Annotated in this window: 22 protein-coding genes; 15 read left to right on the top strand and 7 right to left on the bottom strand. The window is 58.5% G+C overall.

Annotation, left to right across the window (positions count from 1 at the left end):
• Positions 1-13 precede the first annotated feature (13 nt).
• Positions 14-805 (bottom strand): substrate-binding periplasmic protein, encoded by a 792-nt coding sequence (locus VSQ83_RS08100; RefSeq protein ID WP_326425962.1) that lies wholly within the window; start codon positions 803-805, stop codon positions 14-16.
• A 189-nt stretch (positions 806-994) separates the two neighbouring features.
• On the opposite strand from VSQ83_RS08100, the gene VSQ83_RS08095 reads away from it, so the two are divergent.
• On the top strand, positions 995-1,537 hold the full coding sequence (locus tag VSQ83_RS08095; RefSeq protein ID WP_133077174.1) for an exonuclease domain-containing protein: 543 nt from the start codon (positions 995-997) through the stop codon (positions 1,535-1,537).
• A gap of 79 nt (positions 1,538-1,616) precedes the next feature.
• Entirely contained in the window at positions 1,617-1,898 is a 282-nt protein-coding gene (gene ppnP / locus VSQ83_RS08090; RefSeq protein WP_133077173.1) for a pyrimidine/purine nucleoside phosphorylase, read from the top strand.
• Positions 1,899-2,021: 123 nt separating this feature from the next.
• Here ppnP and VSQ83_RS08085 read toward each other — a convergent pair whose 3' ends face one another.
• Positions 2,022-3,779 carry an ABC transporter transmembrane domain-containing protein gene (locus VSQ83_RS08085; protein WP_133077172.1) on the bottom strand — a complete coding sequence of 586 codons (1,758 nt, stop codon included), beginning with the start codon at positions 3,777-3,779 and terminating at the stop codon, positions 2,022-2,024.
• Between the two features lie 252 nt (positions 3,780-4,031).
• Between VSQ83_RS08085 and VSQ83_RS08080 the strand changes: the two genes are divergently transcribed.
• Positions 4,032-4,208 (top strand): PA1571 family protein, encoded by a 177-nt coding sequence (locus VSQ83_RS08080; protein ID WP_219261512.1) that lies wholly within the window; start codon positions 4,032-4,034, stop codon positions 4,206-4,208.
• Between the two features lie 93 nt (positions 4,209-4,301).
• Here the strand turns inward: VSQ83_RS08080 and pdxB are convergent, their stop codons facing one another.
• On the bottom strand, positions 4,302-5,444 hold the full coding sequence (pdxB, locus tag VSQ83_RS08075; RefSeq protein ID WP_219261513.1) for a 4-phosphoerythronate dehydrogenase PdxB: 1,143 nt from the start codon (positions 5,442-5,444) through the stop codon (positions 4,302-4,304).
• Between the two features lie 175 nt (positions 5,445-5,619).
• On the opposite strand from pdxB, the gene VSQ83_RS08070 reads away from it, so the two are divergent.
• Positions 5,620-7,020 carry an MATE family efflux transporter gene (locus tag VSQ83_RS08070; protein WP_326425960.1) on the top strand — a complete coding sequence of 467 codons (1,401 nt, stop codon included), beginning with the start codon at positions 5,620-5,622 and terminating at the stop codon, positions 7,018-7,020.
• Positions 7,021-7,123: 103 nt separating this feature from the next.
• On the opposite strand, the gene tusA is transcribed toward VSQ83_RS08070, so the two are convergent.
• Both tusA and rlmM read right to left on the bottom strand, forming a co-directional pair.
• Complete coding sequence (gene tusA / locus VSQ83_RS08065) at positions 7,124-7,372, bottom strand: sulfurtransferase TusA (RefSeq protein WP_019826659.1); 249 nt, start codon at positions 7,370-7,372, stop codon at positions 7,124-7,126.
• Between the two features lie 14 nt (positions 7,373-7,386).
• Positions 7,387-8,463 (bottom strand): 23S rRNA (cytidine(2498)-2'-O)-methyltransferase RlmM, encoded by a 1,077-nt coding sequence (gene rlmM, locus VSQ83_RS08060; protein WP_133077169.1) that lies wholly within the window; start codon positions 8,461-8,463, stop codon positions 7,387-7,389.
• A 204-nt stretch (positions 8,464-8,667) separates the two neighbouring features.
• Here rlmM and acnA point away from each other — a divergent pair, with 204 nt between their 5' ends.
• The 3 genes from acnA to VSQ83_RS08045 all read left to right on the top strand — a co-directional run bounded on the left by acnA (position 8,668) and on the right by VSQ83_RS08045 (position 13,962).
• Positions 8,668-11,409, top strand: coding sequence for an aconitate hydratase AcnA (gene acnA, locus VSQ83_RS08055; RefSeq protein ID WP_219261514.1), 2,742 nt, complete (start codon positions 8,668-8,670; stop codon positions 11,407-11,409).
• 115 nt (positions 11,410-11,524) lie between these two features.
• The gene (locus VSQ83_RS08050) at positions 11,525-12,316 is read left to right on the top strand and encodes a CPBP family intramembrane glutamic endopeptidase (RefSeq protein WP_219261515.1); all 792 of its coding nucleotides are present in this window, start codon (positions 11,525-11,527) and stop codon (positions 12,314-12,316) included.
• A gap of 80 nt (positions 12,317-12,396) precedes the next feature.
• Entirely contained in the window at positions 12,397-13,962 is a 1,566-nt protein-coding gene (locus VSQ83_RS08045; RefSeq protein ID WP_133077166.1) for a methyl-accepting chemotaxis protein, read from the top strand.
• A 48-nt stretch (positions 13,963-14,010) separates the two neighbouring features.
• Here VSQ83_RS08045 and VSQ83_RS08040 read toward each other — a convergent pair whose 3' ends face one another.
• Positions 14,011-16,539, bottom strand: coding sequence for an autotransporter outer membrane beta-barrel domain-containing protein (locus VSQ83_RS08040; protein ID WP_326425957.1), 2,529 nt, complete (start codon positions 16,537-16,539; stop codon positions 14,011-14,013).
• Between the two features lie 197 nt (positions 16,540-16,736).
• A complete protein-coding gene (locus tag VSQ83_RS08035) occupies positions 16,737-17,420 on the bottom strand; it encodes an alpha/beta fold hydrolase (protein ID WP_326425955.1) in 684 nt (227 codons plus the stop codon).
• 73 nt (positions 17,421-17,493) lie between these two features.
• Here VSQ83_RS08035 and ccoN (VSQ83_RS08030) point away from each other — a divergent pair, with 73 nt between their 5' ends.
• From ccoN (VSQ83_RS08030) to ccoP (VSQ83_RS07995), 8 genes are all read left to right on the top strand, one after another.
• Entirely contained in the window at positions 17,494-18,918 is a 1,425-nt protein-coding gene (ccoN, locus tag VSQ83_RS08030) for a cytochrome-c oxidase, cbb3-type subunit I (RefSeq protein WP_133077163.1), read from the top strand.
• Between the two features lie 10 nt (positions 18,919-18,928).
• A complete protein-coding gene (gene ccoO, locus VSQ83_RS08025) occupies positions 18,929-19,537 on the top strand; it encodes a cytochrome-c oxidase, cbb3-type subunit II (protein WP_133077162.1) in 609 nt (202 codons plus the stop codon).
• Positions 19,538-19,552: 15 nt separating this feature from the next.
• Positions 19,553-19,744: a cbb3-type cytochrome oxidase subunit 3 gene (locus VSQ83_RS08020; protein ID WP_019826673.1), complete on the top strand. Its 192-nt coding sequence runs from the start codon at positions 19,553-19,555 to the stop codon at positions 19,742-19,744.
• Positions 19,741-20,679 (top strand): cytochrome-c oxidase, cbb3-type subunit III, encoded by a 939-nt coding sequence (ccoP, locus tag VSQ83_RS08015; RefSeq protein ID WP_219261518.1) that lies wholly within the window; start codon positions 19,741-19,743, stop codon positions 20,677-20,679. Before VSQ83_RS08020 ends, ccoP (VSQ83_RS08015) begins: the two co-directional genes overlap by 4 nt.
• A 478-nt stretch (positions 20,680-21,157) precedes the next feature.
• Positions 21,158-22,600, top strand: coding sequence for a cytochrome-c oxidase, cbb3-type subunit I (gene ccoN / locus VSQ83_RS08010; RefSeq protein WP_133077160.1), 1,443 nt, complete (start codon positions 21,158-21,160; stop codon positions 22,598-22,600).
• A gap of 2 nt (positions 22,601-22,602) precedes the next feature.
• Complete coding sequence (gene ccoO / locus VSQ83_RS08005) at positions 22,603-23,211, top strand: cytochrome-c oxidase, cbb3-type subunit II (protein ID WP_374105696.1); 609 nt, start codon at positions 22,603-22,605, stop codon at positions 23,209-23,211.
• A gap of 5 nt (positions 23,212-23,216) precedes the next feature.
• The gene (locus tag VSQ83_RS08000) at positions 23,217-23,408 is read left to right on the top strand and encodes a CcoQ/FixQ family Cbb3-type cytochrome c oxidase assembly chaperone (RefSeq protein WP_003447209.1); all 192 of its coding nucleotides are present in this window, start codon (positions 23,217-23,219) and stop codon (positions 23,406-23,408) included.
• The gene (gene ccoP, locus VSQ83_RS07995; protein ID WP_133077158.1) at positions 23,405-24,382 is read left to right on the top strand and encodes a cytochrome-c oxidase, cbb3-type subunit III; all 978 of its coding nucleotides are present in this window, start codon (positions 23,405-23,407) and stop codon (positions 24,380-24,382) included. Before VSQ83_RS08000 ends, ccoP (VSQ83_RS07995) begins: the two co-directional genes overlap by 4 nt.
• Positions 24,383-24,480 lie beyond the last annotated feature (98 nt).

Below are 24,480 nucleotides of genomic sequence, written 5' to 3'. Positions count from 1 at the left end.
GACTGACCTTCCCCTACATCTCGACCACGTCAATCTGGTAGGGAGCAAAAATGGCTCTCAACTGCCCATTGTCTCGAAGACGGCTCATCATTTGCGCGAATTGCTGACTCTTGATCGGTGCATCGAGCCGCAGCAACGCGTAGTGCCGATAGATCTGATCGACACGCTCGGACATCATGATCTGTGACTTGACCTCAGGGTCGTAGCGCTGAATGTCGATCAGGTTGGAGCGTGTCATCAATGCAATGTCTGCCCGCCCGCGCAGGACCATCAACAGGTTGCTTTCGTGGGAATAGGTCAGGGTTGCGCTGAAGGTATCGGCAAGGAATTTCGGGGTCGAATTGAACCCGGCAAAGGCGTAGTGATAGCCGCTAAAGAGCGCAAGCCGCTTGCCGCTCAACTCATCAAAATAACGTTGGGCCCGATCAGGTTGGTACCTGGCGACAAATACTTCGGCGTCTTCAAGGCCCATGTCGACGGCCGTATACGAGAACGCCTGCCAACCCCAGGCCGGGTTTTCGAACATCATCATGTCCACCCGCCCCCGCTCAAAATCACGCACGCGCCTTGGGATCGAACTGGGCACCAGGACAAAGCGGTAGTCGCTCTGTAACTGGTTGAGGGCGTTGAGCAATTGTGACAACAGACCGGTGTCGGCACCGCGCTCGGGGCGTACGGTATACGGCGGAAAATGCGCAGCTCCAACCCTGATTTCCTGGGCGGCCGAAACCGGCGTTAGCCAGATCATGCCGAGGGCCAGCAACACACAATGAGCCAACTGTATCGGCGAACACTTCAAAACCATATACATCCCGCGCCGCCCATGGCTGGAACTTATTGATCGACACACGACCTGAGATCGAGCACGCACACCATTAAACCGCCTATAGACTAGCAAGCAAGCGGTCGACTGGCCCACTACAAAATACGTCCCCGGGTCCGTGTTTTAGCTACGCTCCCACTTCAACGCCGATGCTGTTAAAGGAAGCTGCACATGCCTCACTGGCTGGTAATTGACCTGGAAGCCACAACCGATGATGGCGGCTGGCCCCTGGAAGAAATGGAAGTGATTGAAATCGGTGCCAGCGTGGTCACTCGCGCCGGCCGGGAGGTGGATCATTTTCAGCGCTTTATTCGCCCGCAACGTCGTCCCCTCTTGACGCCCTTTTGCCGTCAACTGACTCGCATCACCCAGGCCAACATTGACTCCGGGGCTCCGATGACGGTGGTGTGGGAGCAGTTCGAGCGCTGGCTCGGCCAGCATCTGCCCAAGCTTGAAGGGTGGGCCAGTTGGGGCGACTACGATCGCAAACAGCTGGAGCAGGAATGGCGCCAGAAGCAACTGGACAGTGCCCTGCTGCAATTGCCGCACATGAACCTCAAGCAGCAATTTGCCCAGGCCCGCCAGCTCAAGCGTGCACTTGGACTTAACAGCGCCCTGCAACTGGCCGGAATGCAGTTCAATGGCCAGCAGCATCGTGCCCTGGAAGATGCGCGAAATACTGCACGTTTATTGCCACTGGTACTCAAGGGCTGACGGCCACAAAAGGGCGTGACGGGATAAAACGGCTTCTGCATACTGGCCAGCCTTTTTTAGCCCATTCCGAGGAATCGCCATGTTTAAAGTCAACGAATACTTCGACGGCACCGTCAAGTCGATTGCCTTCGCACAAACCGAAGGCAAGGCCACCATTGGCGTCATGGCTGCGGGCGAATACGAGTTCGGCACGGCCGAGCGTGAAATCATGCACGTGGTTTCGGGTGAACTGAGCGTCAAGCTGCCGGGCAGCAGCGAGTATGAAACCTTCAAGAGCGGCAGCCAGTTCAACGTGCCGGCCAACAGCAAGTTCCAGCTCAAGGTTGCAGTGGACACCGCTTACCTGTGTGAGTACCGCTAAATCCCCCTCTGGCAGCAACTGTCTTGATGCTGCCATGTGGGAGCGGGCTTGCTCGCGATACAGACGACCCGGTCTGTCCGTTGAATCGCGTTGATGCCATCGCGAGCAAGCCCGCTCCCACCGCTACACCCCTACGTTGAACTGCAACGCCGCCAACCGCGCATACAGCGGGTTGCTGGCGATCAACTGTGCGTGGGTGCCGATGGCAACCAGCTTGCCCTGATCCATGACCGCAATGCGGTCGGCGTTCTGCACTGTGGCCAGGCGGTGAGCAATCACCAGCGTCGTGCGGCCTTGCATCAGGCTGGGCAGTGCCTGCTGGATCAAGTGTTCGCTCTGGGCATCCAGGGCACTGGTGGCTTCGTCCAGCAACAGGATCGGGGCATCCACCAGCAGCGCCCGGGCGATAGCCAGACGCTGGCGCTGACCGCCGGACAACCCCAGACCGCCGTCGCCCAAGTGGGTTTTGTAGCCCTCGGGCATTTGCAGGATGAAGTCATGGGCATGGGCAATCCGTGCGGCGGCTTCAACTTGCCCATCGCTGGCACCCGCATTGCCGTAGCGGATGTTGTCTTCAATGGTGCCGAAAAACAGTGCCGGGGTTTGCGACACCAGGGCAAAGCAACGGCGCAGGTCTTGCGGGTCAAGTTGGGTGATCGGCTGCCCCTCAAGCAGGATCTGGCCCTGCTGGGGATCGTAAAAGCGCAGCAGCAGGTCAAACAACGTGGACTTGCCTGCCCCCGAAGGCCCCACCAACGCCAGGGTTTCCCCCGCGTTGACCGACAGGCTTAGCCCGTCAATCGCGTAGCTTTCAGGCCGTGACGGGTAGGAAAACCGCAGGTTTTCGAGTTGCAGATTACCGTCCACCCGCTCGGGTAAAACGCGCAGGTCCGTGCTCGGTGGCAAGATCAGGCTTTTTGCCTGCAGCAGCTCGGCAATTCGCTCGGCCGCACCCGCCGCCTGTTGCAGTTCGCCAATGACTTCACTCAGGGTGCCAAACGCGCTGCCCACCACCAGGCTGTAGAACACAAAGGCTGCCAGCTCGCCACCGGTGATGCGCCCCGCGATCACGTCCATGCCACCGACCCACAGCATCACCCCGACGGCGCCCAATACCAGCAAAATCACCAACGTGATCAGCCATGCCCGTTGCAGGATACGTTTGCGTGCGGTGGCAAACGCATGCTCAACGGTGCTGGCGAAGCGCTGCTGGTCTTGCTGTTGATGGTTATAGGCCTGGACCGTCTTGATCTGGCCCAGGGCCTCGGCGACATAGCTGCCGACATCGGCAATCCGGTCCTGACTCTGGCGCGACAGGCTGCGCACCCGGCGACCAAAAAACAGAATGGGCACCAGCACCAGTGGCAAGGCGACCACCACGATACTGGTGAGCTTGGGGTTGGTGACAAACAACAGCACCACGCCGCCGATCACCATGAGGCTGTTGCGCAAGAACAGGGACAGCGAAGAACCGATCACTGATTGCAACAAGGTGGTGTCGGTGGTCAGTCGTGACTGGATTTCCGAACTGCGATTGTTCTCGTAGAACCCCGGGTGCAAATCGATCAGGTGATTGAACACCTGGCGCCGAATGTCCGCGACCACCCGCTCACCGATCCACGACACCAGATAAAAACGCACAAAGGTGCCCACGGACAATCCCAGCACCAGCATCAGAAAAAAACCGATGGACTGGTTAAGCAGGTGCGGGGACTGGGTCATAAAACCCTTGTCCACCAGCAAGCGAATGCCCTGCCCCATCGACAAGGTAATACCCGCTGTCACAATCAGGGCCAACAGTGCGCCACCTGCCTGCCAACGATAGGGCGCAATGAAATGGGTGGCCAGGCGGATGGCACGACGATGACGGGACGAAAGCATGGGAGGGTATCCAGAATGAGGATCAGCGTAAAAAGCCTTACACAGCCTACAACGAAGTTCGGCTTACGCTGGTAAACCTTTCTCACTTGCTTTGATTATGACCCGCAACAACAACCCCTAGGCAGTAATGTTCTAAAGTCGGGCTGGAAGTTTCAGGATATTTCTGTTGGACTGGGCTGGTGGCCAAGTTTGTAACCGCTTGGTCATTAATCGGATCTACAGTAGCGCTACACCCTGATGAGGAGACAGGCCATGGATTTGCAACAGAACGCTCAAGCCGTACCGGTGATTCGCACCCAACCACAGCAATCCCTGGGGTGCGCGTTTATCGACGAGAATGGACAGGAGATCCTGATCACTGAAGCCATGATCCAGGACGCTTGCCACGAACTGGAGCAACGCCTGGTCAAGCCGTCTCGCAAGGACTGATCCTTGCCTGCAAGACCTTGTTCATGATCAAACTGCATTCGCGACACTGACCGGCCCTACTGCGTAGGGCCGGTTTTTTTGTGCCCTGGACTTTTAGACCGGCACCGCACCCAACGCTTTGACCAGTTGGGTCAAGGCGACTGATTCGCCCTCGATATGTACGGGCAAACCTTCGATCTCGCGGCGAATCGGGTAGTGCTTGCGCAAAGCATCAAACGCCAGCTTCTGCTCCTGGACACTGCCGATCAGGCTACGGCGAAAATCCGCATCGTCACGGCGCGGGTCGTACACGCCGCGACAGATCATGGCCATTGCCCAGCCAGGATCGGTGTTGGCACTCAGCTCGACCTTCGCCAGCCAAGGGGCAGGCAACAGATCGGCAAGTTTTACCTGCGGGGTATGGCCCAGGAAATCGCACAACGCCTGATAAATCTGTGCGGTGCCCCGCTGCTTGCCATCCAGGCTGTGACCGGCGATGTGCGGGGTCGCCAGTACGCACAAGTCAGCCAGTTCGACGTCAACTTGCGGCTCGTCCTCCCACACATCCAGTACCGCCTGGAGGTCTTCGCGCCGGGTGAGCACTGTGCGCAATGCGGCATTATCAATCACCGGGCCCCGGCTGGCGTTGATCAACCAGGTGCCCGGCTTCAGTTGCTCCAGACGCTGCTGGTCGAGCAAGTGCCAGGTCGGGTAGTCGCCCGTTTTATCCAGCGGAGTGTGCAGGCTGAGCACATCGCAATGCTCAATGATGTGTTCGAGGCTGACGTAATCGCCACCCTCGACTGCCTGTCGCACCGGATCACACACCAGCACGTTGAGGCCCAGGGCACGCAGCACATTGACCAGACGCCCGCCCACTTCACCGGCGCCAATCACGCCATAGGTGCGTTGCGTCAGATCGACACCTTCGATCTCGGCCAGGGTCAACAAACTGCCGAGCACGTAGTCGACCACGCCCCGGGCATTGCAACCGGGGGCGCTGGACCACTGAATTCCGGCTTGCTGAAAGTAGTCGAGGGCCAGGTGATCGGTGCCGATGGTGCATGTTCCGACAAACCGCACCGCGCTGCCTTCGAGCAGGTCGCGGTCGACTTTCGTCACGGAGCGCACCAGCAGGATATCGGCGTCATGCACGTCGGCACGGCTGATCTGGCGCCCCGGAAAACGGCGTATTTCACCGAAGTCAGCAAAAAATTCTTCGATCAGCGGAATATTTTCGTCAGCAACAATCAACATGGCAGGCTCCTTTCGCGGAGTGGCAGTGTAGGCGTTGTTGCGATGAATGGGCCAGCCGGGTGTGGAAGGTACTCACAGTCACGCTTACAAAGCTCCTACAACTCAATGTTTTCTGACCATTTGGTCAAGGGTACAATCGCCAGCTTTGCGCGTTAAACACTGTGGATGCACGCTTGTGAACTCTGTCACTCATACTCCCCCTTCTACCGCTGTCAGCCGCCCGGCCCGGGTTCGTACAGAAGTGCGCGCACTCCTGGCACTGGCGTTTCCGATCATCATTTCGCAAATCGCCACCACCGCAATGGGGTTTGTCGATGCGGTGATGGCCGGGCGCGTCGGCCCGCGGGATCTGGCGGCCGTGGCGCTGGGCAACTCCATCTGGGTCCCGGTGTTTTTGCTGATGTCGGGCATTTTGTTAGCCACCACACCCAAAGTGGCTCAACGTTTTGGCGCGGATGCCCACAGCGACATCGGCCCGATCGTGCGCCAGGCGCTGTGGCTGGCACTGATTACCGGCCTGTGTGCGGCCCTCATTCTGATCGGTGCCGAACCCCTGCTGCATGGAATGAAGGTCGACCCTGACTTGATCGAGCCGAGCATGGGTTATTTGTACGGGATCGCCAGTGGCATGCCCGCAGTCGGGCTGTATTGCGTATTACGCAATTTCAGCGATGGCCTGGGCAAAACCCGACCAAGCATGGTGTTGGGGCTGAGTGCCCTGGCACTCAATATCCCGATCAACTACATCTTTATTTATGGCCATTTTGGCGTCCCCGCCATGGGCGGTGTGGGCTGTGGTTGGGCCACGGCCATTGTGATGTGGTTCATGGCCATCGGCATGGTGGTCTGCACCTGGCGAGGGGTTGTCTACCAGTCGAGCAAGGTGTACAGCCATTTTGAATGGCCACAGTGGGCGATCCTCAAGCGCTTGCTCAGCGTGGGCCTGCCAATTGGTATCGCGGTATTTGCCGAGTCGAGCATTTTTGCGGTGATTGCGCTGCTGATCGGCAGCCTCGGTGCAACCGTGGTGGCGGGCCATCAGATCGCCCTCAACTTCAGTTCGCTGGTATTCATGATTCCGTATTCGCTGGGCATGGCCATCACCGTGCGTGTTGGCCAGGCCCTGGGCCGTCAACAGCCTCGCGAAGCGCGATTTGTCGCTGGCGTGGGCATGGGCACAGCGCTGGTATGGGCGGCGATTTCCGCCAGCCTGATCCTCCTGCTGCGTGAGCAGATTGCGACCGTCTACACCGCCGACCCGCTGGTGATCGAGGTGGCAACCATGCTGCTGATGTTTGCTGCGCTGTATCAGTTTTCGGACGTGATCCAGGTCACCGCAGCCGGTGCCCTGCGGGGCTATCAAGACACGCGGGTGACGATGGTTCTGACGCTGTTCGCGTATTGGGGCATTGGTTTGCCGGTGGGCTACGCGCTGGGGCTGACCGACTGGTTTGGCGAGGCCAATGGCCCGAGCGGGCTATGGCAAGGTTTGATCGTCGGCCTGACCTGCGCCGCGCTGATGCTCGGCGTGCGGCTGGCGCGCAGTGCGAAGAAACACATTCGCCGCGCCGCATAACACGTGGTCGCTGCCGAAGGCTGCGGGAAGGACTGCGGGGCCTTCAATATAACGGGTTGCTCCGCAACCCTTCGCAGCCTTCGGCAGCGACTACGGATCCAGCTCAATCCTGCTTCTTGCGGATCCAGTACAGGTACTTGCCCGCCTCTTCCTGTTGCCCCACCAGTTCATGGTCAAGAAACACGCAGAACTTGGGAATGTCGCGCCGGGTCGAGGGATCGGTGGCAATGACTTTCAACAAGCCACCCGGCGCCAGGTCGCGAATGTGTTGGTGCAGCATCATCACCGGCTCAGGGCAGTTAAGGCCGGTGGCGTCCAGGGTGCCGTCAACCGGCAGGTCAGTAAAACTCATCAGTTACTCCCGAATCAGCGTGATTTAGGTTTTTTAACGTCCAGTCGACGCAAATGACAGGTCACTTCTTCACGGTCGTGATACAGCTGCTTGCAGCCGATTTCGACCTGAATACCCCGCGCCTTGAAGCCATCTGCAATACGGTCCAGCAAGCGGCGCACTTCGGCATAACGCTGCTTCATCGGCAGTTTCAGGTTGACCACCGCTTCACGGCAATGACCTTCGCCGATCCACTCTTCAAGCATCGCGGCATTGCGCGCCGGCTTCTCAACGATGTCACAGACCATCCAGTCCACCGGTTGCTTGGGCTTGAAGGTAAAGCCATCGGCCATCAAGTGCTGGACCAGGCCGGTGTCCATCAGGCTTTCAGCCATCGGCCCGTTGTCGATGGCGGTCACGATCATGCCGCGATTGACCAACTGCCAGGTCCAGCCACCTGGCGCCGCGCCGAGGTCCACACCGGTCATGTCACTGTGCAAGCGCTCATCCCATTGATCACGAGGGATAAAGTGATGCCAGGCCTCTTCCAGCTTGAGTGTTGAGCGGCTCGGCGCTTCACGGGGGAACTTGAGACGCGGAATGCCCATGGGCCACATGGCTGAGTTATCGGCTTCGGCCAACCCGAGAAACACTTCGCGCCCGCTTTTAAAGGTCAGCAGCAGACGCGGCTTGTGGGCATCGTCTTCAACCAGTTTGCCGGCCTTGATCAACGCCTTGCGCAGATGGGCGTCAAACTTTTTGCAGAAGTTGGACAGCTCTTTACCGTCATTGGTGTCGACTATTTCCAGCCACAGGCTGCCGCACACCGGAAAGTCCGCCATGTGCTCAAGAATAACGCTGATCCGGTCGGTTTCCGGGAGATCGACAAAGCCGCCACGGGCCCATTGCCGCGGGAAAATCAGCTCGGCAAAACGCAGACCTTTCATCAGGCGTTCAGCGCCGCCTTCTTCGGTACACACAAATTCGGCGCAGGCAGTGCTCGGCTTGGCCTTGGCATAGCCAGACACATTGAGGCGGGCGGCGTGTTCGGCGATTTCCGAGCAGACTTCGCCTTCAAACCCGGGCCGGCAGTGCATAAAAACGGTGTTCATTGAATTACTCCTGGGCAGCTGGCAGGAATTGGCCAGCTGCGCATCCTTGATTTGGCGCAAGGACTGTCACGAAAAGGTCGGCATGATAGCCGAGTTCGGAACCTTGAACCCCCATAGACAGTCCAGTTATTAGCCAGAGCCCGGAATCAGAGCTAGGTTAGAAGCTCTGTTTGTGCCACGTGATCCGTCTAAAGGAGTCATTTCATGTCCTCCCTCGATAGCCTGAACACCCTAGCCACACTAAAAGTCGACGATAAGACTTATCACTACTTCAGCCTTGAACTCGCCGCCCGATCACTGGGCGACCTGAACAGGCTGCCCATGTCGCTCAAGGTGTTGCTGGAAAACCTGCTGCGCTGGGAGGACGGCAAAACCGTTACCGCGCCTGACCTCAAGGCGCTGGCTGCCTGGCTCAAGGAGCGGCGCAGCGACCGGGAAATCCAGTACCGCCCTGCCCGTGTGCTGATGCAAGACTTTACCGGCGTACCGGCAGTGGTCGATCTGGCCGCCATGCGCGCCGCAATGGCCAAGGCGGGTGGCGATCCGCAGCGAATCAACCCGCTGTCTCCCGTTGACCTGGTGATCGACCACTCGGTGATGGTTGACCGGTTCGCCAGCGCCAGCGCCTTTGAGCAAAACGTCGACATCGAGATGGAACGCAACGGCGAACGGTATGCGTTTTTGCGCTGGGGGCAGAATGCCTTCGATAACTTCAGCGTTGTCCCGCCCGGCACCGGAATTTGCCATCAGGTCAACCTGGAGTATCTGGGTCGTACGGTCTGGACCAAAGACGAAGACGGTCGCACGTATGCCTTCCCGGATACGCTGGTGGGTACCGATTCCCACACAACCATGATCAATGGCCTCGGCGTACTGGGCTGGGGTGTGGGCGGGATCGAAGCCGAAGCCGCCATGCTCGGCCAGCCCGTGTCGATGCTGATCCCGGAAGTGGTGGGGTTCAAGCTCAGCGGCAAACTCAAAGAAGGCATCACCGCGACGGATCTGGTGCTGACAGTTACGCAAATGCTGCGCAGCAAGGGCGTTGTCGGCAAGTTCGTCGAATTTTATGGCGATGGCCTTGCCGATCTGCCTCTGGCCGACCGTGCCACCATTGCCAACATGGCCCCGGAATATGGCGCAACCTGCGGCTTTTTCCCGGTGGATGAAATCACTCTGGACTACTTGCGTTTGTCCGGACGCCCTGCCGCCACCGTCAAACTGGTCGAGGCTTATTGCAAGGCCCAGGGTTTGTGGCGGATAGCGGGCCAGGAACCGGTTTTCACGGAAACCCTGGCACTGGACATGGGCACCGTCGAAGCCAGTCTGGCCGGGCCAAAACGCCCGCAAGACCGGGTGTCGCTGCCCGATGTCGGCCAGGCCTTCGATGAGTTTCTCAGCCTGCAATTCAAACCCACCCCTAAAGAAGTAGGCCGTCTGGAAAGCGAAGGCGGCGGCGGTGTGGCCGTGGGCAATGCTGACTTGATCGGCGAGGCGGATTACAGCGTTGATGGCCATACCTATCGCCTGAAAAACGGCGCCGTGGTGATTGCAGCCATCACCTCATGCACCAACACTTCGAACCCGAGTGTGATGATGGCTGCCGGGCTGGTGGCCAGGAAAGCCGTCGAAAAAGGCCTGAAGAGCCAGCCCTGGGTCAAGACGTCCCTGGCACCAGGCTCCAAGGTCGTGACCGATTACTACAAGGCCGCCGGCCTGACCCACTACCTCGACCAACTGGGTTTCGCCCTGGTGGGCTACGGCTGCACGACCTGCATCGGCAACTCCGGGCCATTGCCTGAGCCGATTGAAAAGGCAATTACCCAATCCGATCTGACCGTGGCCTCGGTACTGTCGGGCAACCGCAACTTTGAAGGGCGCGTCCACCCGCTGGTGAAAACCAACTGGCTGGCCTCACCGCCGCTGGTGGTGGCCTATGCCTTGGCGGGCACCGTGCGGATTGATATCAGCCGTGACCCGCTGGGCACCGGCAAAGACGGCCAACCGGTGTACCTGCGTGATATCTGGCCCAGCCAGAAAGAGATCGCCGACGCCGTGGCCCAGGTCACCACCGGTATGTTCCACAAGGAATACGCCGAAGTGTTTGCCGGTGATGCCCAGTGGCAGGCCATTGAAGTCCCCCAAGCCGCGACTTATGTCTGGCAGGCCGATTCGACCTACATCCAGCACCCGCCGTTTTTCGACAACATCAGCGGGCCGTTGCCGGTGATTGCTGACGTCAAGGCGGCGAATATCCTGGCACTGCTGGGCGATTCGGTCACCACCGACCACATCTCCCCCGCGGGCAACATCAAGGCGGACAGCCCCGCCGGACGCTATCTGCGTGAGAAAGGCGTCGAGCCACGGGATTTCAACTCCTATGGCTCACGACGCGGCAACCACGAAGTCATGATGCGCGGCACCTTTGCCAATATCCGCATTCGCAACGAAATGCTCGGGGGCGAAGAAGGCGGCAATACGATCTACATTCCCACCGGCGAGAAACTGCCGATCTACGATGCAGCCATGGCCTATCAGGCATCCGGTACACCGCTGGTGGTGATTGCCGGTCAGGAATACGGCACCGGCTCAAGCCGTGACTGGGCAGCCAAAGGCACTAACCTGCTGGGGGTCAAAGCGGTCATTGCCGAGAGCTTTGAGCGTATCCACCGCTCGAACCTGGTGGGCATGGGCGTTCTGCCATTGCAGTTCAAGCTCGACCAGAACCGCAAGAGCCTGAACCTCACAGGCAAGGAGACGCTGGATATCCTGGGGCTTACCGGCGCGCAACTACAACCACGGATGAACTTGACGCTGGTGATCACCCGCGAGGATGGCAGCCAGGATAAAGTCGAGGTGCTGTGCAGGATCGATACGCTCAACGAGGTGGAATACTTCAAAGCGGGAGGGATTTTGCACTATGTGTTGCGTCAGCTGATTGCCTCTTAGCCACACCTGAACACTGTGGGAGCGGGCTTGCCCGCATGCTCAGCCTTTTGAGTCGTTATACTGGCGCGCCCCGGACTGGATCCGGGGTGCTTTTTTAACGATTCCAAGGATTTTCATGATTGTTCTGCCATGGCCTTATCTGGCACTTCTGACCCTCGGCTACGGCCTTGCCCTGAGCTTTGGGCAATTGGGTGTTCAAACCCTTATCGCACTTGGCCTGCTGACCCTCAGCGGGCTCGCCGTTCTACAAACCAAAAATCATTACCTGCGCTATGCCGGGCACGCACTGTTTGTTCTGCTGGCTGTCGCGCTGGCCCTGCACTGGCTACCCGGTTTCCACAACGGAAAAGCCATCGGCCCCATGCGACTGACGCCTGATGCAGTGCCGTTTTCGATGTACTTCAATCTGGACAAACCACTGATTGGTTTCTGGCTGCTGTTGGTGTGCCCGTGGATCGCGCCACGCTTTGCCTGGCGCGTGTCTTTGGGCGCCACTTTAATGGGCCTGGCGCTGGCGGCGAGCATGGCGCTGGGCGGTGCGATGCTGCTGGGCATGATTGCATGGGCACCGAAATGGCCGCCCCAGGGCACTCTCTGGCTGCTGAACAACCTGCTGCTGGTAACACTGGTGGAGGAGGCGCTGTTTCGCGGCTACATCCAGGGCGGGCTGAGCCGAAAACTCAAAATGCTGCCTTATGGCCAGACTTTAGCGCTGATCGCGGCCTCGACGCTGTTTGGCCTGGCGCATGCCGCCGCTGGCTGGCAATGGATGTTGCTGGCGGGGCTGGCCGGGGTCGGCTATGGCCTGGCTTACCGCTTTGGCGGGTTGGGCGCAGCAATTGCCACCCACTTTGGGCTCAACGTGCTGCATTTCGTGTTTTTCACCTACCCGATGCTGACCCCCTGACGCGCCGGCGCCTGAAATATAAATTAAACAATTTCTTACTCATGCCGACAGCCTGTCAAAGTCTTGCGGATTGAAACGACATGCGTAACAACCAGCCCATCACTCAACGCGAACGCACATTCCCCGCGCAACAACGCTTGATCTCCACGACCGATGCCAAAGGCGTGATTTCCTATTGCAACGATGACTTTATGGAAATCAGCGGGTTTTCGCGTGAGGAGCTGATACGCGCACCGCACAATCTTGTGCGCCATCCCGACGTGCCGCCTGCCGTGTTCGAGCATATGTGGAGCACCCTGAAAAAGGGTGCGCCGTGGATGGGTATCGTCAAGAACCGCTGCAAAAATGGCGACCATTACTGGGTCAATGCGTATGTCACCCCGATCTTCGAGAACGAACGCGTGGTGGGTTACGAGTCGGTACGGATCAAACCGACCGCCGAACAGATCCGCCGTGCCGAAGGCCTGTACTCTCGCCTCAACCGGGGCAAATCGGCAGTGCCGCAGCGTGACAAGTGGCTACCGGTGCTGCAGGACTGGCTGCCCTTTATTCTGGTCAGTCAATTGAGCTTCACGATTGGTGCCCTGCTCAACTCCAGCTGGGGTTTTGCCCTGGCAGCCCTGCTGTCGATTCCGCTGGGACTGCTGGGCCTGACCTGGCAACAGCGCGGGATCAAGCGACTGCTACGCCTGGCAGAACAAACCACGTCTGACCCGCTGATTGCACAGATGTACACCGACAGCCGCGGCCCGCAAGCACGCCTGGAGATGTCCATCCTGAGCCAGGAAGCACGCCTGAAAACCTGCCTGACACGCCTGCAGGACACCGCCGAGCATCTGAGCGGGCAAGCCCGTCAATCCGACATTCTGGCCCACAAGAGCTCTGTCGGGCTGGAGCGCCAGCGGGTCGAGACTGAACAAGTGGCAACGGCGGTCAATCAGATGGCCGCGACCACACAAGAAGTGGCCAGCCACGTACAACGCACGGCTGACGCCACGCAAGAAGCCAACCGCCTGACCAGTCGCGGCCGCGATATTGCCGGTGAAACCCGCGAAGCCATTCAGCGCCTGTCAGTGGTGGTAGGCGAAACCGGTGCCACCGTCACGCAACTGGCCAAGGACAGTGACGAAATCGGCGGCGTGGTTGACGTGATCAAAGGCATTGCCGACCAGACCAACCTGCTGGCCCTGAACGCAGCCATCGAAGCGGCGCGAGCCGGTGAAATGGGCCGTGGCTTTGCCGTGGTGGCGGACGAAGTGCGCCAACTGGCGCAACGCACCAGCGCTTCCACCGGGCAAATTCACAGCCTGATTGCAAAGCTGCAACAGACCGCAGCCACTGCCGTCCAAACCATGGACGCCGGTCACCGTCAGGCTGAAGAAGGCGTGGCTCGGGTGCTGGAAGCCGACAAGGCGCTGGTGGGCATCAGCGAAGCGGTGGCCAATATCACCGACATGACTGCCCAGATCGCAGCGGCTACCGAGGAGCAAAGTGCGGTAGCTGAAGAAGTCAGCCGTAACATCAGCACCATTGCCGACCTGGCAGACCAGACCTCTGAACAGGCGCAGCATTCAGCGCTGTTGAGCGAAGAACTGAGCCAGACCGTAAACAGCCAGTACTCGCTGGTGGAACGGTTTAACCGCTGACACAAAAAAGCCAGCGAATCACTCGCTGGCTTTTCCTTTCACCCTGCATCAAAACGCGTATCGAAGACCGACGCTCCCACCCCAGGGCTGCTTGATTTTCGTACCGTTCATGTATTCGAAATCCGCATGCAATTGCAGATCCTTGGCCACTGACAGAGACAAGCCTGCACCCAACTCAGCCCGAGTGCCCTGCAGGTCATTCCTGAAGCTGTTGCCATTGACCTTGACTTCATTGTCACGGGCAAACTCGTGAGCCAGTGCCACCTTGACGTAAGGGCTCACCCATTGATTACGATGCTCGACCGTAGCCCCCACTTTACCGAGCAGTGAACGGGTCGTGGCACTGCGCGCCTGCAATCCGCTATCCAGGTTGAGAGACTTGCCCTGCACGGCGACCGCTGAAACCTGAACAAAGGGCTCGACGAACAGGCGCTCTGTCAGTTGAACCTCGCGACCGGCCTCCAGCGAAGCCCCGACACCATAATTGCGATACGTTCCTTTGGCTTTGGTTGAGTTACTCATCACGACGTCAGCGCGGTTCTGAAACTGATTGAGCTTGAGCAATCCGTCGACGTAGTAACCATCACTGCCCATCCAGGTGCCGTATCCACCCACATAGAAGCTCTGGACAGTACCCGCAGAACCGCGAGCCTGCGACAGGCCGGACTTGCTGTGCCCCGCCAGCAGGCCGACCATCAGTACCCCGTCGCTACTGTCCAGCGGAGTGTCAGCACCCAGGGAAAACCCGGCCTGGTTTTGCTTGTATCTCAGCCCATCGCTGCCAGCGACCTGATGCTTGTTGCCGTAGCCGAGCATCCAGCCACCCCCCTGCCCACTGCTTCGCACCTCATTCATACGACTGCGCAAGGCGCTCATCTCGCCATACCAGACAGTTGGGGCACTATTGAACAATGCCTGGACGCTTCGGGTTGCAGGGCTCACCTCACGACCGCCGCTGACCAGAAACCAGTCGTCGCCCAGGCGCTCTATACCGTAGGAGTAAGCACCAAGGTCAACACGCTCGCCGACCACATTGAACACGGCGTCACCGCCTTCGGTGTGGACGACTTGCACAGGATCAAAGCCGGCGGGTGGCTCGATGCCGCTGTTATGAATATTCAACCGATGGCGGCCGCTGGCTTGACCGTCCACCGCAAGAAAGTCAGCTCGGCGGTTGTTTATATCCAGCTTCAGCCCAAAGTCACCATTGCCCGACAACTCGCCGACGGTTAACTGGTGAAAGCCTTCGAACCCTGCGAAATTAACCGCCCCGCCGCCAAGCACCAGCGACTCGACGTTGCTGTCACCCGTAATGTTCCAGCTGACGCCCGCATCAAGTTGCAGGCTCCGGACATCGGCCATTTGACCGGTTAAGCGCGTCCCGTTCTGCAAGCGGACATTGACCAGAGAGCCTTCAGGAATGGTCATGTTGCCGTGTAAAAAACTGCCATCCACTACGAGATCCAGCACACTGCCAAGCTTCACGCCGAGCAACTCACCCGTGCCATTGTTGGCCGACAAGGTGGAGCCATTCCTCACCGTCACCAGGGCCTCTGATGCCCCTTCAACCTGTATCACAAGGCCATCGGTGCTGCTCAGGTACGCACCTGCAACATCGACCGTAATGCCTTGGCCTCTGATGTTAATCACCGCCCCATTTTGCGACTGGATTGAACCGCCATTGACTGCCAGGCTACCGCCACTGAGTTGCGCCCCGACAGCCCCGGCGCCATTGGCCTTGACATGAGCATTATTGAGTTCGACCCGGCCGCCGTCTTCAACCTGGATACCCGCCGAACCTTCACCAAAGGTTTCGACATGACTGTCGCTCAGCTTCACCAGACTATTGGCACCGCTGGCGAACGCACCATGGGACTCGGCTCCATACGTGGTGATCGAAGAGCCTGTGTTTAGATCAATCGAGGAGCCACCGCCCGCGAAAACCCCAGCGGATTGGTCCCCGAAAGTGCTGATTGAACTACCGCGCAAGTTTACAGAGGCTTCGGTCAGTGCCCTGACCCCAAAAGCACGATTACCCTCTGTGTTAATGACCAGGTTGGCACCCTTGAACTCGCCTCTCTGCCAGCCCCTGATCCCGATACTGTCATCCCCCCTGGTCGTAATGGAGCCCGAGCCAAGGTTGAGTTGGGCGTTACTGGCGACAAAGAGCCCAAAGGCACTTTCGCCGACAGTTACCACATCGATTTTTTCTACATCAGCCTTGGCGTAATTACCGACCAACAGTCCGGCAGAGTTTTCACCCGACGTGGTAATTGCCAGATCACCCGTGGCGTTGAGTTTGCTGTCGTAACCGTTAATAAAGGCACCGAACGAGAACCCCCCGGAGGTCCCTAGACTCATGTTGTGCGCGTTAACTGTTGCGCCGCTCTCGGCCACAAGGCCATACACGGCATCGCCTGTCGTTTCAATGTCCATATCACTGACACTGACGTGGGTGCCATTCTGAGCAACGACACGATCATCATCGGCTGCCTGTAGCTGCACACTTGAGAACAACAGTGGCTGACTGACAGCCAGCATAAGAAGGGATTGACGGGTTAGAGGAAACTGAGGCATCTGATTGAATTCTCTTGTTGTTGAGCCTTGTACGCAGCCCAACAACAATGCCGAGCCACCTTACGCAATGGCTCCACAGCATGAAAATAATCAGCAATCCGACATATAAGTCTTATCTTTAAAGCCTGTAGGAATTAACGCCATGTTTTTAACCACCGTTGACACCTTACAGTCCGAGCGCCTGCAAGGCATTGGCGTCAATGGGCACTCAACCAATGCGCAATCTTGTCTGCCGCCCCATCCAGATGCTGCTCATGGGTAAACCCCGAGGCCTTTAACGGCTTGAGGTCGTGATCTCCCGACACCAGCCACAGCACTTCAATGCCAGGCGCCAGCGTGTAGGCCTCCACCGCCTCTCGATTGCCCAAGGCATCACGCTCACCTTGCACGATCAAGGCGGGCGTCTTGAGCTCAGCCAGGTGTGCCACACGGGGTTTTTCCGGTTTGCCGCTCGCGTAGAACGGATAACCCAGGCACACCAGCCCATCCGCTTGCAATTCATCCGCCAGCATACTGGCCATACGCCCGCCCATTGACTTGCCGCCAATGACCAATGGCCCAGCGACATGCCGTCGCACCTCACTAAACACTTCACGCCAGCATTCGAGCAATTTGGCCTGCTGATTTGGAGGCCTTTTGCCACCATCGAGACGCCGTTGTGCCATGTATGGGAACTCGAAGCGCAACACGCTCACCCCGCGTGCAGCAAGGCGTTCAGCCATTCCGTCCATCCAGATGCTGTCCATCGGCGCACCCGCACCGTGAGCCAGGATCAGTGTTGCGGATGAGGCTCCACAGGCGCCATTCCACAACCAGCCCCGCTGTTCCACGCACTGCAGCCATTGATCCCCGTCAATACCGACCTTGCCTGCTACACCCATGCTTGCCTCGCTTTTAGTCTGCCTATAACTCCAGGCGTGCCTTTGTATTCGCCTGAACCGTGGATGGGGAACCATGAACACTTCTACAAGTACCGCCTACAACTACAAGGTGGTCCGCCAATTTGCCATTATGACGGTGGTTTGGGGCATCGTCGGTATGGGGCTCGGCGTTTTTCTCGCCGCGCAGTTGGTCTGGCCAGAACTCAACTTCAATTTGCCTTGGACCAGTTTCGGACGTCTGCGCCCTTTGCACACGAACGCCGTCATTTTTGCCTTCGGCGGCTGCGCCTTGTTCGCCGCCTCGTTCTACTCGGTGCAACGCACCTGCCAGGCCACGCTGTTCTCGCCCAAGATTGCGGCGTTTACCTTCTGGGGCTGGCAACTGGTGATTGTGCTCGCGGCCATCAGCCTGCCGCTGGGCTACACCAGTTCCAAGGAATACGCCGAGCTGGAATGGCCGATCGACATTTTGATCACCATCGTCTGGGTCGCATACGCCATCGTGTTCTTCGGCACGATCATGAAGCGCAAGACCAAGCACATTTACGTGGGCAACTGGTTCTTCGGCGCCTTCATCGTGACCGTGGCCATTTTGCACATCGTCAATAACCTGGAAATCCCGGTCAGCTTCACCAAGTCCTACTCGCTCTACGGTGGCGCCACTGACGCCATGGTGCAGTGGTGGTACGGGCATAACGCTGTGGGCTTTTTCCTGACCGCGGGCTTTTTGGGGATGATGTACTACTTCGTGCCTAAACAGGCCGAACGTCCGATCTACTCCTATCGCCTGTCCATCGTGCACTTCTGGGCGCTGATCACCCTGTACATCTGGGCCGGCCCTCACCACTTGCACTACACCGCGCTGCCGGACTGGGCCCAGTCGCTGGGCATGGTGATGTCGCTGATTCTGCTGGCACCGAGCTGGGGCGGCATGATCAACGGCATGATGACCCTCTCGGGCGCCTGGCATAAGTTGCGCAGCGACCCGATCCTGCGCTTCCTCGTTGTGTCACTGGCGTTCTACGGCATGTCGACCTTTGAAGGCCCGATGATGGCGATCAAGACCGTCAACGCCCTCTCCCACTACACCGACTGGACCATCGGCCACGTACACGCCGGTGCGTTGGGCTGGGTAGCGATGATCTCGATCGGCGCGCTGTATCACATGATCCCGAAAATCTTCGGTCGCCCGCAGATGTACAGCATGGGCCTGATCAACGCGCACTTCTGGCTGGCCACTATCGGCACCGTGCTCTACATCGCTTCGATGTGGGTCAACGGCATTGCTCAAGGCCTGATGTGGCGCGCAGTCAACGAAGACGGAACGCTGACCTACTCCTTCGTCGAAACCCTGGTGGCCAGCCATCCGGGCTATGTCGTACGACTGGTCGGTGGTGCGATCTTCTTCAGCGGCATGTTGCTGATGGCTTACAACACTTGGCGCACCGTGCGTAACGCCGAGCCCGCTGAAGTCGTAGCCGCCGCGCAGATGGCCTGAGGAGTTGGCAATGAAACACGAAGTCATTGAAAAAAATATCGGCCTGATGCTGTTGCTGATGATCCTGTGCGTGAGCGTGGGTGGCCTGACGCAAATCGTCCCTTTGTTCTTTGAGGACGTGACCAACACCCCGGTGGAGGGCATGAAGCCTTACACCGCGCTGCAACTGGAAGGTCGCGACATTTATATCCGCGAAGGCTGCGTGCAGTGTCACTCGCAGATGATCCGCCCGTTCCGCGCCGAGACCGAGCGTTACGGTCACTACTCGGTCGCCGGTGAAAGCGTGTGGGATCACCCGTTCCTGTGGGGCTCCAAGCGCACCGGGCCGGACCTGGCCCGTGTCGGCGGCCGTTACTCCGATGACTGGCACCGCGCGCATTTGTACAACCCGCGCAACGTAGTGCCCGAGTCGAAGATGCCAGCGTACCCGTGGCTGGTGGAGGCCCCGGTAGACAGCAGCCACACAGAAAAGAAACTTGAAGTGATGCGCACCCTGGGCGTGCCGTACACCGACGAAGACATCGCCAACGCCAAGCAGTCGGTGCAAGGCAAAACCGAAATGGACGCGTTGGTGGCCTATCTGCAAGTGCTCGGCACTGCCATCAAGAGCAAGAGGTAAGTCATGGTCTTCGAGATGAGTAGTGGAATGATTCGCGGCTTGGGCACCGTGGTGGTGGCCGTGGCGTTTATCGGTCTGGCGTTGTGGGTGTTCAGCCCGCGACGCAAATCGGAGTTTGAAGACGCGACCTTACTGCCATTCAAGGACGATCCAGAGGCGATTCAACACGTCGAGCAAGAACAAGCGTCTAGGAGTAACAAAGCATGACCACCTTCTGGAGTCTTTATATATGCGTGCTGACCATTGGCACGTTGATCGGCCTGACCTGGCTGCTGGTCAGTACGCGCAAGGGTGAAACCAAGAGCGATACCGTCGAGACCATGGGCCACAGCTTCGACGGCATCGAGGAGTATGACAACCCGCTGCCGCAATGGTGGTTCATGTTGTTCGTCGGCACGCTGGTGTTTGCGGTGGGGTACTTGATCCTTTACCCGGGCCTGGGCAACTGGAAAGGCCTGCTGCCCGGTTATGAAAATGGCTGGACCGGCGCCAATGAATGGCAAAAGGAAATGGACAAGGCGGATGCCAGGTTCGGCCCGATCTTCGCCAAATACGCTGCCATGCCGGTGGAGCAAGTCGCGCAGGATCCGGCCGCACTGAAAATGGGGGGACGCCTGTTTGCCTCCAACTGCTCGGTGTGTCACGGCTCGGACGCCAAAGGCGCTTTCGGCTTCCCGAATCTGGCCGACAACACCTGGCGCTGGGGCGGCGATGCCGACACCATCAAGGCCACCATCATGGGCGGACGTATTGCCGCGATGCCGGCCTGGGGTGAAGTATTGGGCGAAGCCGGGGTCAAGAACGTTGCCGCCTACGTGCGTCACGACCTGGCGGGCCTGCCTTTGCCGCAAGACACTTCGGTGGATCTGGCGGCGGGCAAGCAAGCCTATGACACCACTTGCGTGGCTTGCCACGGGGCAAACGGCAAGGGCATGCAGCTGATGGGGGCGCCGGACCTGACCCAACCTGCGGGCTTTATCTACGGCACCAGCCTGGCGCAATTGCAGCAAACCATTCGCCACGGTCGCCAGGGTCACATGCCTGCGCAAAACGAGTTGCTGGGCAACGACAAGGTGCAGTTACTGGCGGCATACGTGTTCAGCTTGTCACATGGTAATCAAGAGGAAAAAACAGCCGAATAATTACCAGACATTTCCTGCCGCATCATTTTGGTGCGGCAGTTCCCGCCTCAAAGCGCGACCAAGTGTCGCACCTCTTTCTAGTCCGTTATTGCTCTCCCGCCATTCAGGACTAAGCTCTTGTCTTGCGTGATCGGGATTTTCCCGGCTCTACGTCAAGTGAAATTAATCGGTAAGTTGAAGGGCACTGTTACGGGCCACACTAGTGGGTTTACAACGGCTGTCGTCCATTGCGAAGTTCGCCATGCTCTCGCCATGCCTTACCCCCACTTGAACCTGCCCGCTTCTCCCCCTTCGGTTTTGCCCTCCGCGCGGCATTTTAGAGAGGTCCGTTTGACCTTACTCCCCGCATGGAAAGGCCGCAGAATAAGCCTTGGAAAGCATTGACCGGGGTCATGCTTCGTTGCAATACCCCTACGCTTTATACATACTTGCGACCGATTTTTATCCTAATAAAACACCTAAACCGTGGAACCTTAGAATGAGCACAGCAATCAGTCCGACTGCTTATAACTATAAGGTAGTCCGCCAGTTCGCCATCATGACGGTGGTCTGGGGGATCCTTGGCATGGGGCTCGGGGTTTTCATCGCGTCACAGCTTGTGTGGCCTGAATTGAACCTTGGCCTTGAATGGACGACCTTCGGCCGTCTTCGCCCCCTGCATACCAACCTTGTGATCTTTGCCTTTGGTGGCTGTGCATTGTTTGGCACCTCTTACTACGTCGTGCAGCGCACCTGCCAAACGCGACTGATCTCCGACACGCTCGCCTCGTTTACCTTCTGGGGTTGGCAGGCAGTGATCATCGGCGCGATCATCACGTTGCCGATGGGTTACACCACGAGCAAAGAATACGCAGAGCTGGAATTGCCTTTGGCAGTCCTGCTGGCGATCGTCTGGGTGGTCTACGCCATTGTGTTCTTCGGAACCATTACCAAGCGTAAAACCAAGCATATCTATGTCGGCAACTGGTTCTACGGCGCCTTCATTCTCGTGACGGCAATGCTGCACATCGTCAACCACGCCTCCCTGCCAGTGAGCTTCTTCAAGTCTTACTCGGCATACGCCGGTGCGACAGACGCCATGATCCAGTGGTGGTATGGCCACAACGCGGTAGGTTTCTTCCTGACGACTGGCTTCCTGGGCATGATGTACTACTTCGTGCCGAAACAGGCCGAGCGCCCGATCTACTCGTATCGCCTGTCCATCGTGCACTTCTGGGCGCTGATCACCCTCTATATCTGGGCAGGTCCGCACCACTTGCACTACACCGCTCTGCCGGACTGGGCCCAGTCGCTGGGCATGGCAATGTCGATCATCCTGCTGGCTCCAAGCTGGGGCGGCATGATCAACGGCATGATGACCCTCTCTGGCGCATGGCATAAGTTGCGCACGGACCCGATCCTGCGCTTCCTCGTTGTGTCCCTGGCCTTCTACGGCATGTCGACCTTCGAAGGCCCGATGATGGCAATCAAGACCGTCAACGCGCTGTCGCACTACACCGACTGGACCATCGGCCACGTACATGCCGGTGCACTGGGCTGGGTTGCGATGATTTCGATCGGCGCCATGTACCACATGATCCCGAAAGTCTATGGCCAAAAGCAGATGTACAGCACCGGCCTGATCAACGTGCACTTCTGGCTGGCAACAATCGGTACCGTGCTTTACATCGCTTCGATGTGGGTCAACGGCATCACACAGGGCCTGATGTGGCGTGCAATCAACGACGACGGGACGCTGACCTACTCGTTCGTGGAAGCACTGCAAGCCAGTCACCCCGGCTTTATCGTTCGCGCCCTGGGCGGTGCCATTTTCGCCAGCGGCATGCTGTTCATGGCCTACAACGTGTTCCGCACCGTGCGTGCCTCGAACCCGGCAGAAGCTGAAGCGGCGAGCAAGATTGCTGTAGTTGGAGCTCACTGATGATCAAGCACGATACAATCGAGAAGAATATTGGCCTGATGGCTTTCTTCATGGTCATCGCCGTGAGCATTGGCGGCCTGACCCAAATCGTTCCGCTGTTCTTCCAGGACGTGACCAACACTCCGGTCGAGGGCATGAAGCCACGCACCGCGCTGGAACTGGAAGGCCGTGATATCTATATCGCCAACGGCTGTGTCGGCTGCCACTCGCAGATGATCCGTCCGTTCCGTGCCGAAACCGAACGTTACGGTCACTACTCGGTTGCCGGTGAAAGCGTCTGGGACCACCCGTTCCTGTGGGGCTCCAAGCGTACCGGTCCGGACCTGGCCCGCGTTGGCGGCCGCTACTCCGATGACTGGCAGCGTGCGCATTTGTACAACCCGCGCAACGTTGTGCCCGAGTCGATCATGCCGGCGTACCCGTTCCTCGTAGAGCGCAAGCTGGACGGCAAGGACACCGCGAAAAAAATGGAAGTCTTGCGCGAGCTCGGCGTTCCTTACACCGACGAAGACATCGCCGGTGCCAAGGATGCTGTGAAGGGCAAAACTGAAATGGACGCACTGGTGGCTTACCTCCAGGGCTTGGGCACCATCATCAAAAGCAAACGGTGATCTGAATGGATATCGGGATGATTCGTGGCCTGGGCACTGTCGTTGTGATGGTGGCTTTTATCGGTTTGGCCTTGTGGGTATTCAGCCCGCGACGCAAGTCAGAATTTGACGACGCTACCTTGCTGCCGTTCAAGGATGATCCCGAAGCCATCAAGCACGTCGAGCAAGAGCAAGCTTCTAGGAGTAACAAAGAATGACTACGTTCTGGAGTCTGTACGTTACAGTCCTCACTCTGGGTACCATCTTCGCCTTGACCTGGCTGTTGCTGGCCACCCGCAAGGGCCAGCGCAGCGAGCAGACCGACGAGAAAGTCGGGCACGCTTACGACGGGATCGAAGAGTACGACAACCCAATGCCTAAATGGTGGTTCATGCTGTTTGTCGGCACCGTCATTTTCGCCCTCGGATACCTCGTTCTGTACCCGGGCCTGGGTAACTGGAAAGGCCTGCTGCCGGGCTACCAGTACCTGGACACCAAAGAGCAAACCCAGTTTGCCAATGGTCAGACCGGCTGGACCGGCGTTCACGAGTGGGAAAAGGAAATGGCCAAATCGGACGCCAAGTTTGGCCCGATCTTCGCCAAGTTCGCTGCCATGCCCATTGAAGAAGTCGCCAAGGATCCGCAAGCACTGAAAATGGGCGGCCGTCTGTTCGCGTCCAACTGCTCGGTGTGCCACGGCTCCGACGCCAAGGGCGCCTACGGCTTCCCGAACCTGACCGACGCCGACTGGCGCTGGGGCGGTACGCCTGCCGACATCAAGACCACCATCATGGCCGGCCGTCACGCCGTCATGCCGGGATGGTCCGAAGTGATTGGCGAGCAAGGCGTCAGCGACGTAGCTGCCTACGTACTGACCAGTCTGGATGGCCGTAAATTGCCGGAAGGTGCGAAAGCCGACCCTGCCAAGGGCAAGGAGCTTTTCGCTACCAACTGTGCGGTGTGCCACGGTCCGGAAGGTAAAGGTAACCCGCTGATGGGTGCACCGAACCTGACTCACCCCGGGGCGTTCATCTACGGTTCGAGCTTCGCTCAACTGCAGCAGACCATCCGTTACGGCCGTCAGGGCCAGATGCCTGCACAGGCTGATCTGCAAGGGAACGACAAGGTTCACTTGCTGGCCGCCTACGTTTACAGCCTGTCCCATGGCGATGAAGCCAAGACAGACGAATAACGCAGACGTCTGAATGCAGCAAAAAATGGCCCCGCCAACGAGAGTTGGCGGGGCCATTTTGTTTCAGGATCCGGCAAGCTGTTGCAGCCCCCGCCCAA

The sequence above is a fragment of the Pseudomonas sp. DSV-1 genome, from assembly GCF_035830915.1.
In the GTDB taxonomy this organism is placed as follows: Bacteria; Pseudomonadota; Gammaproteobacteria; order Pseudomonadales; family Pseudomonadaceae; genus Aquipseudomonas.
This window is presented reverse-complemented; position numbering and strand designations above follow the sequence as displayed.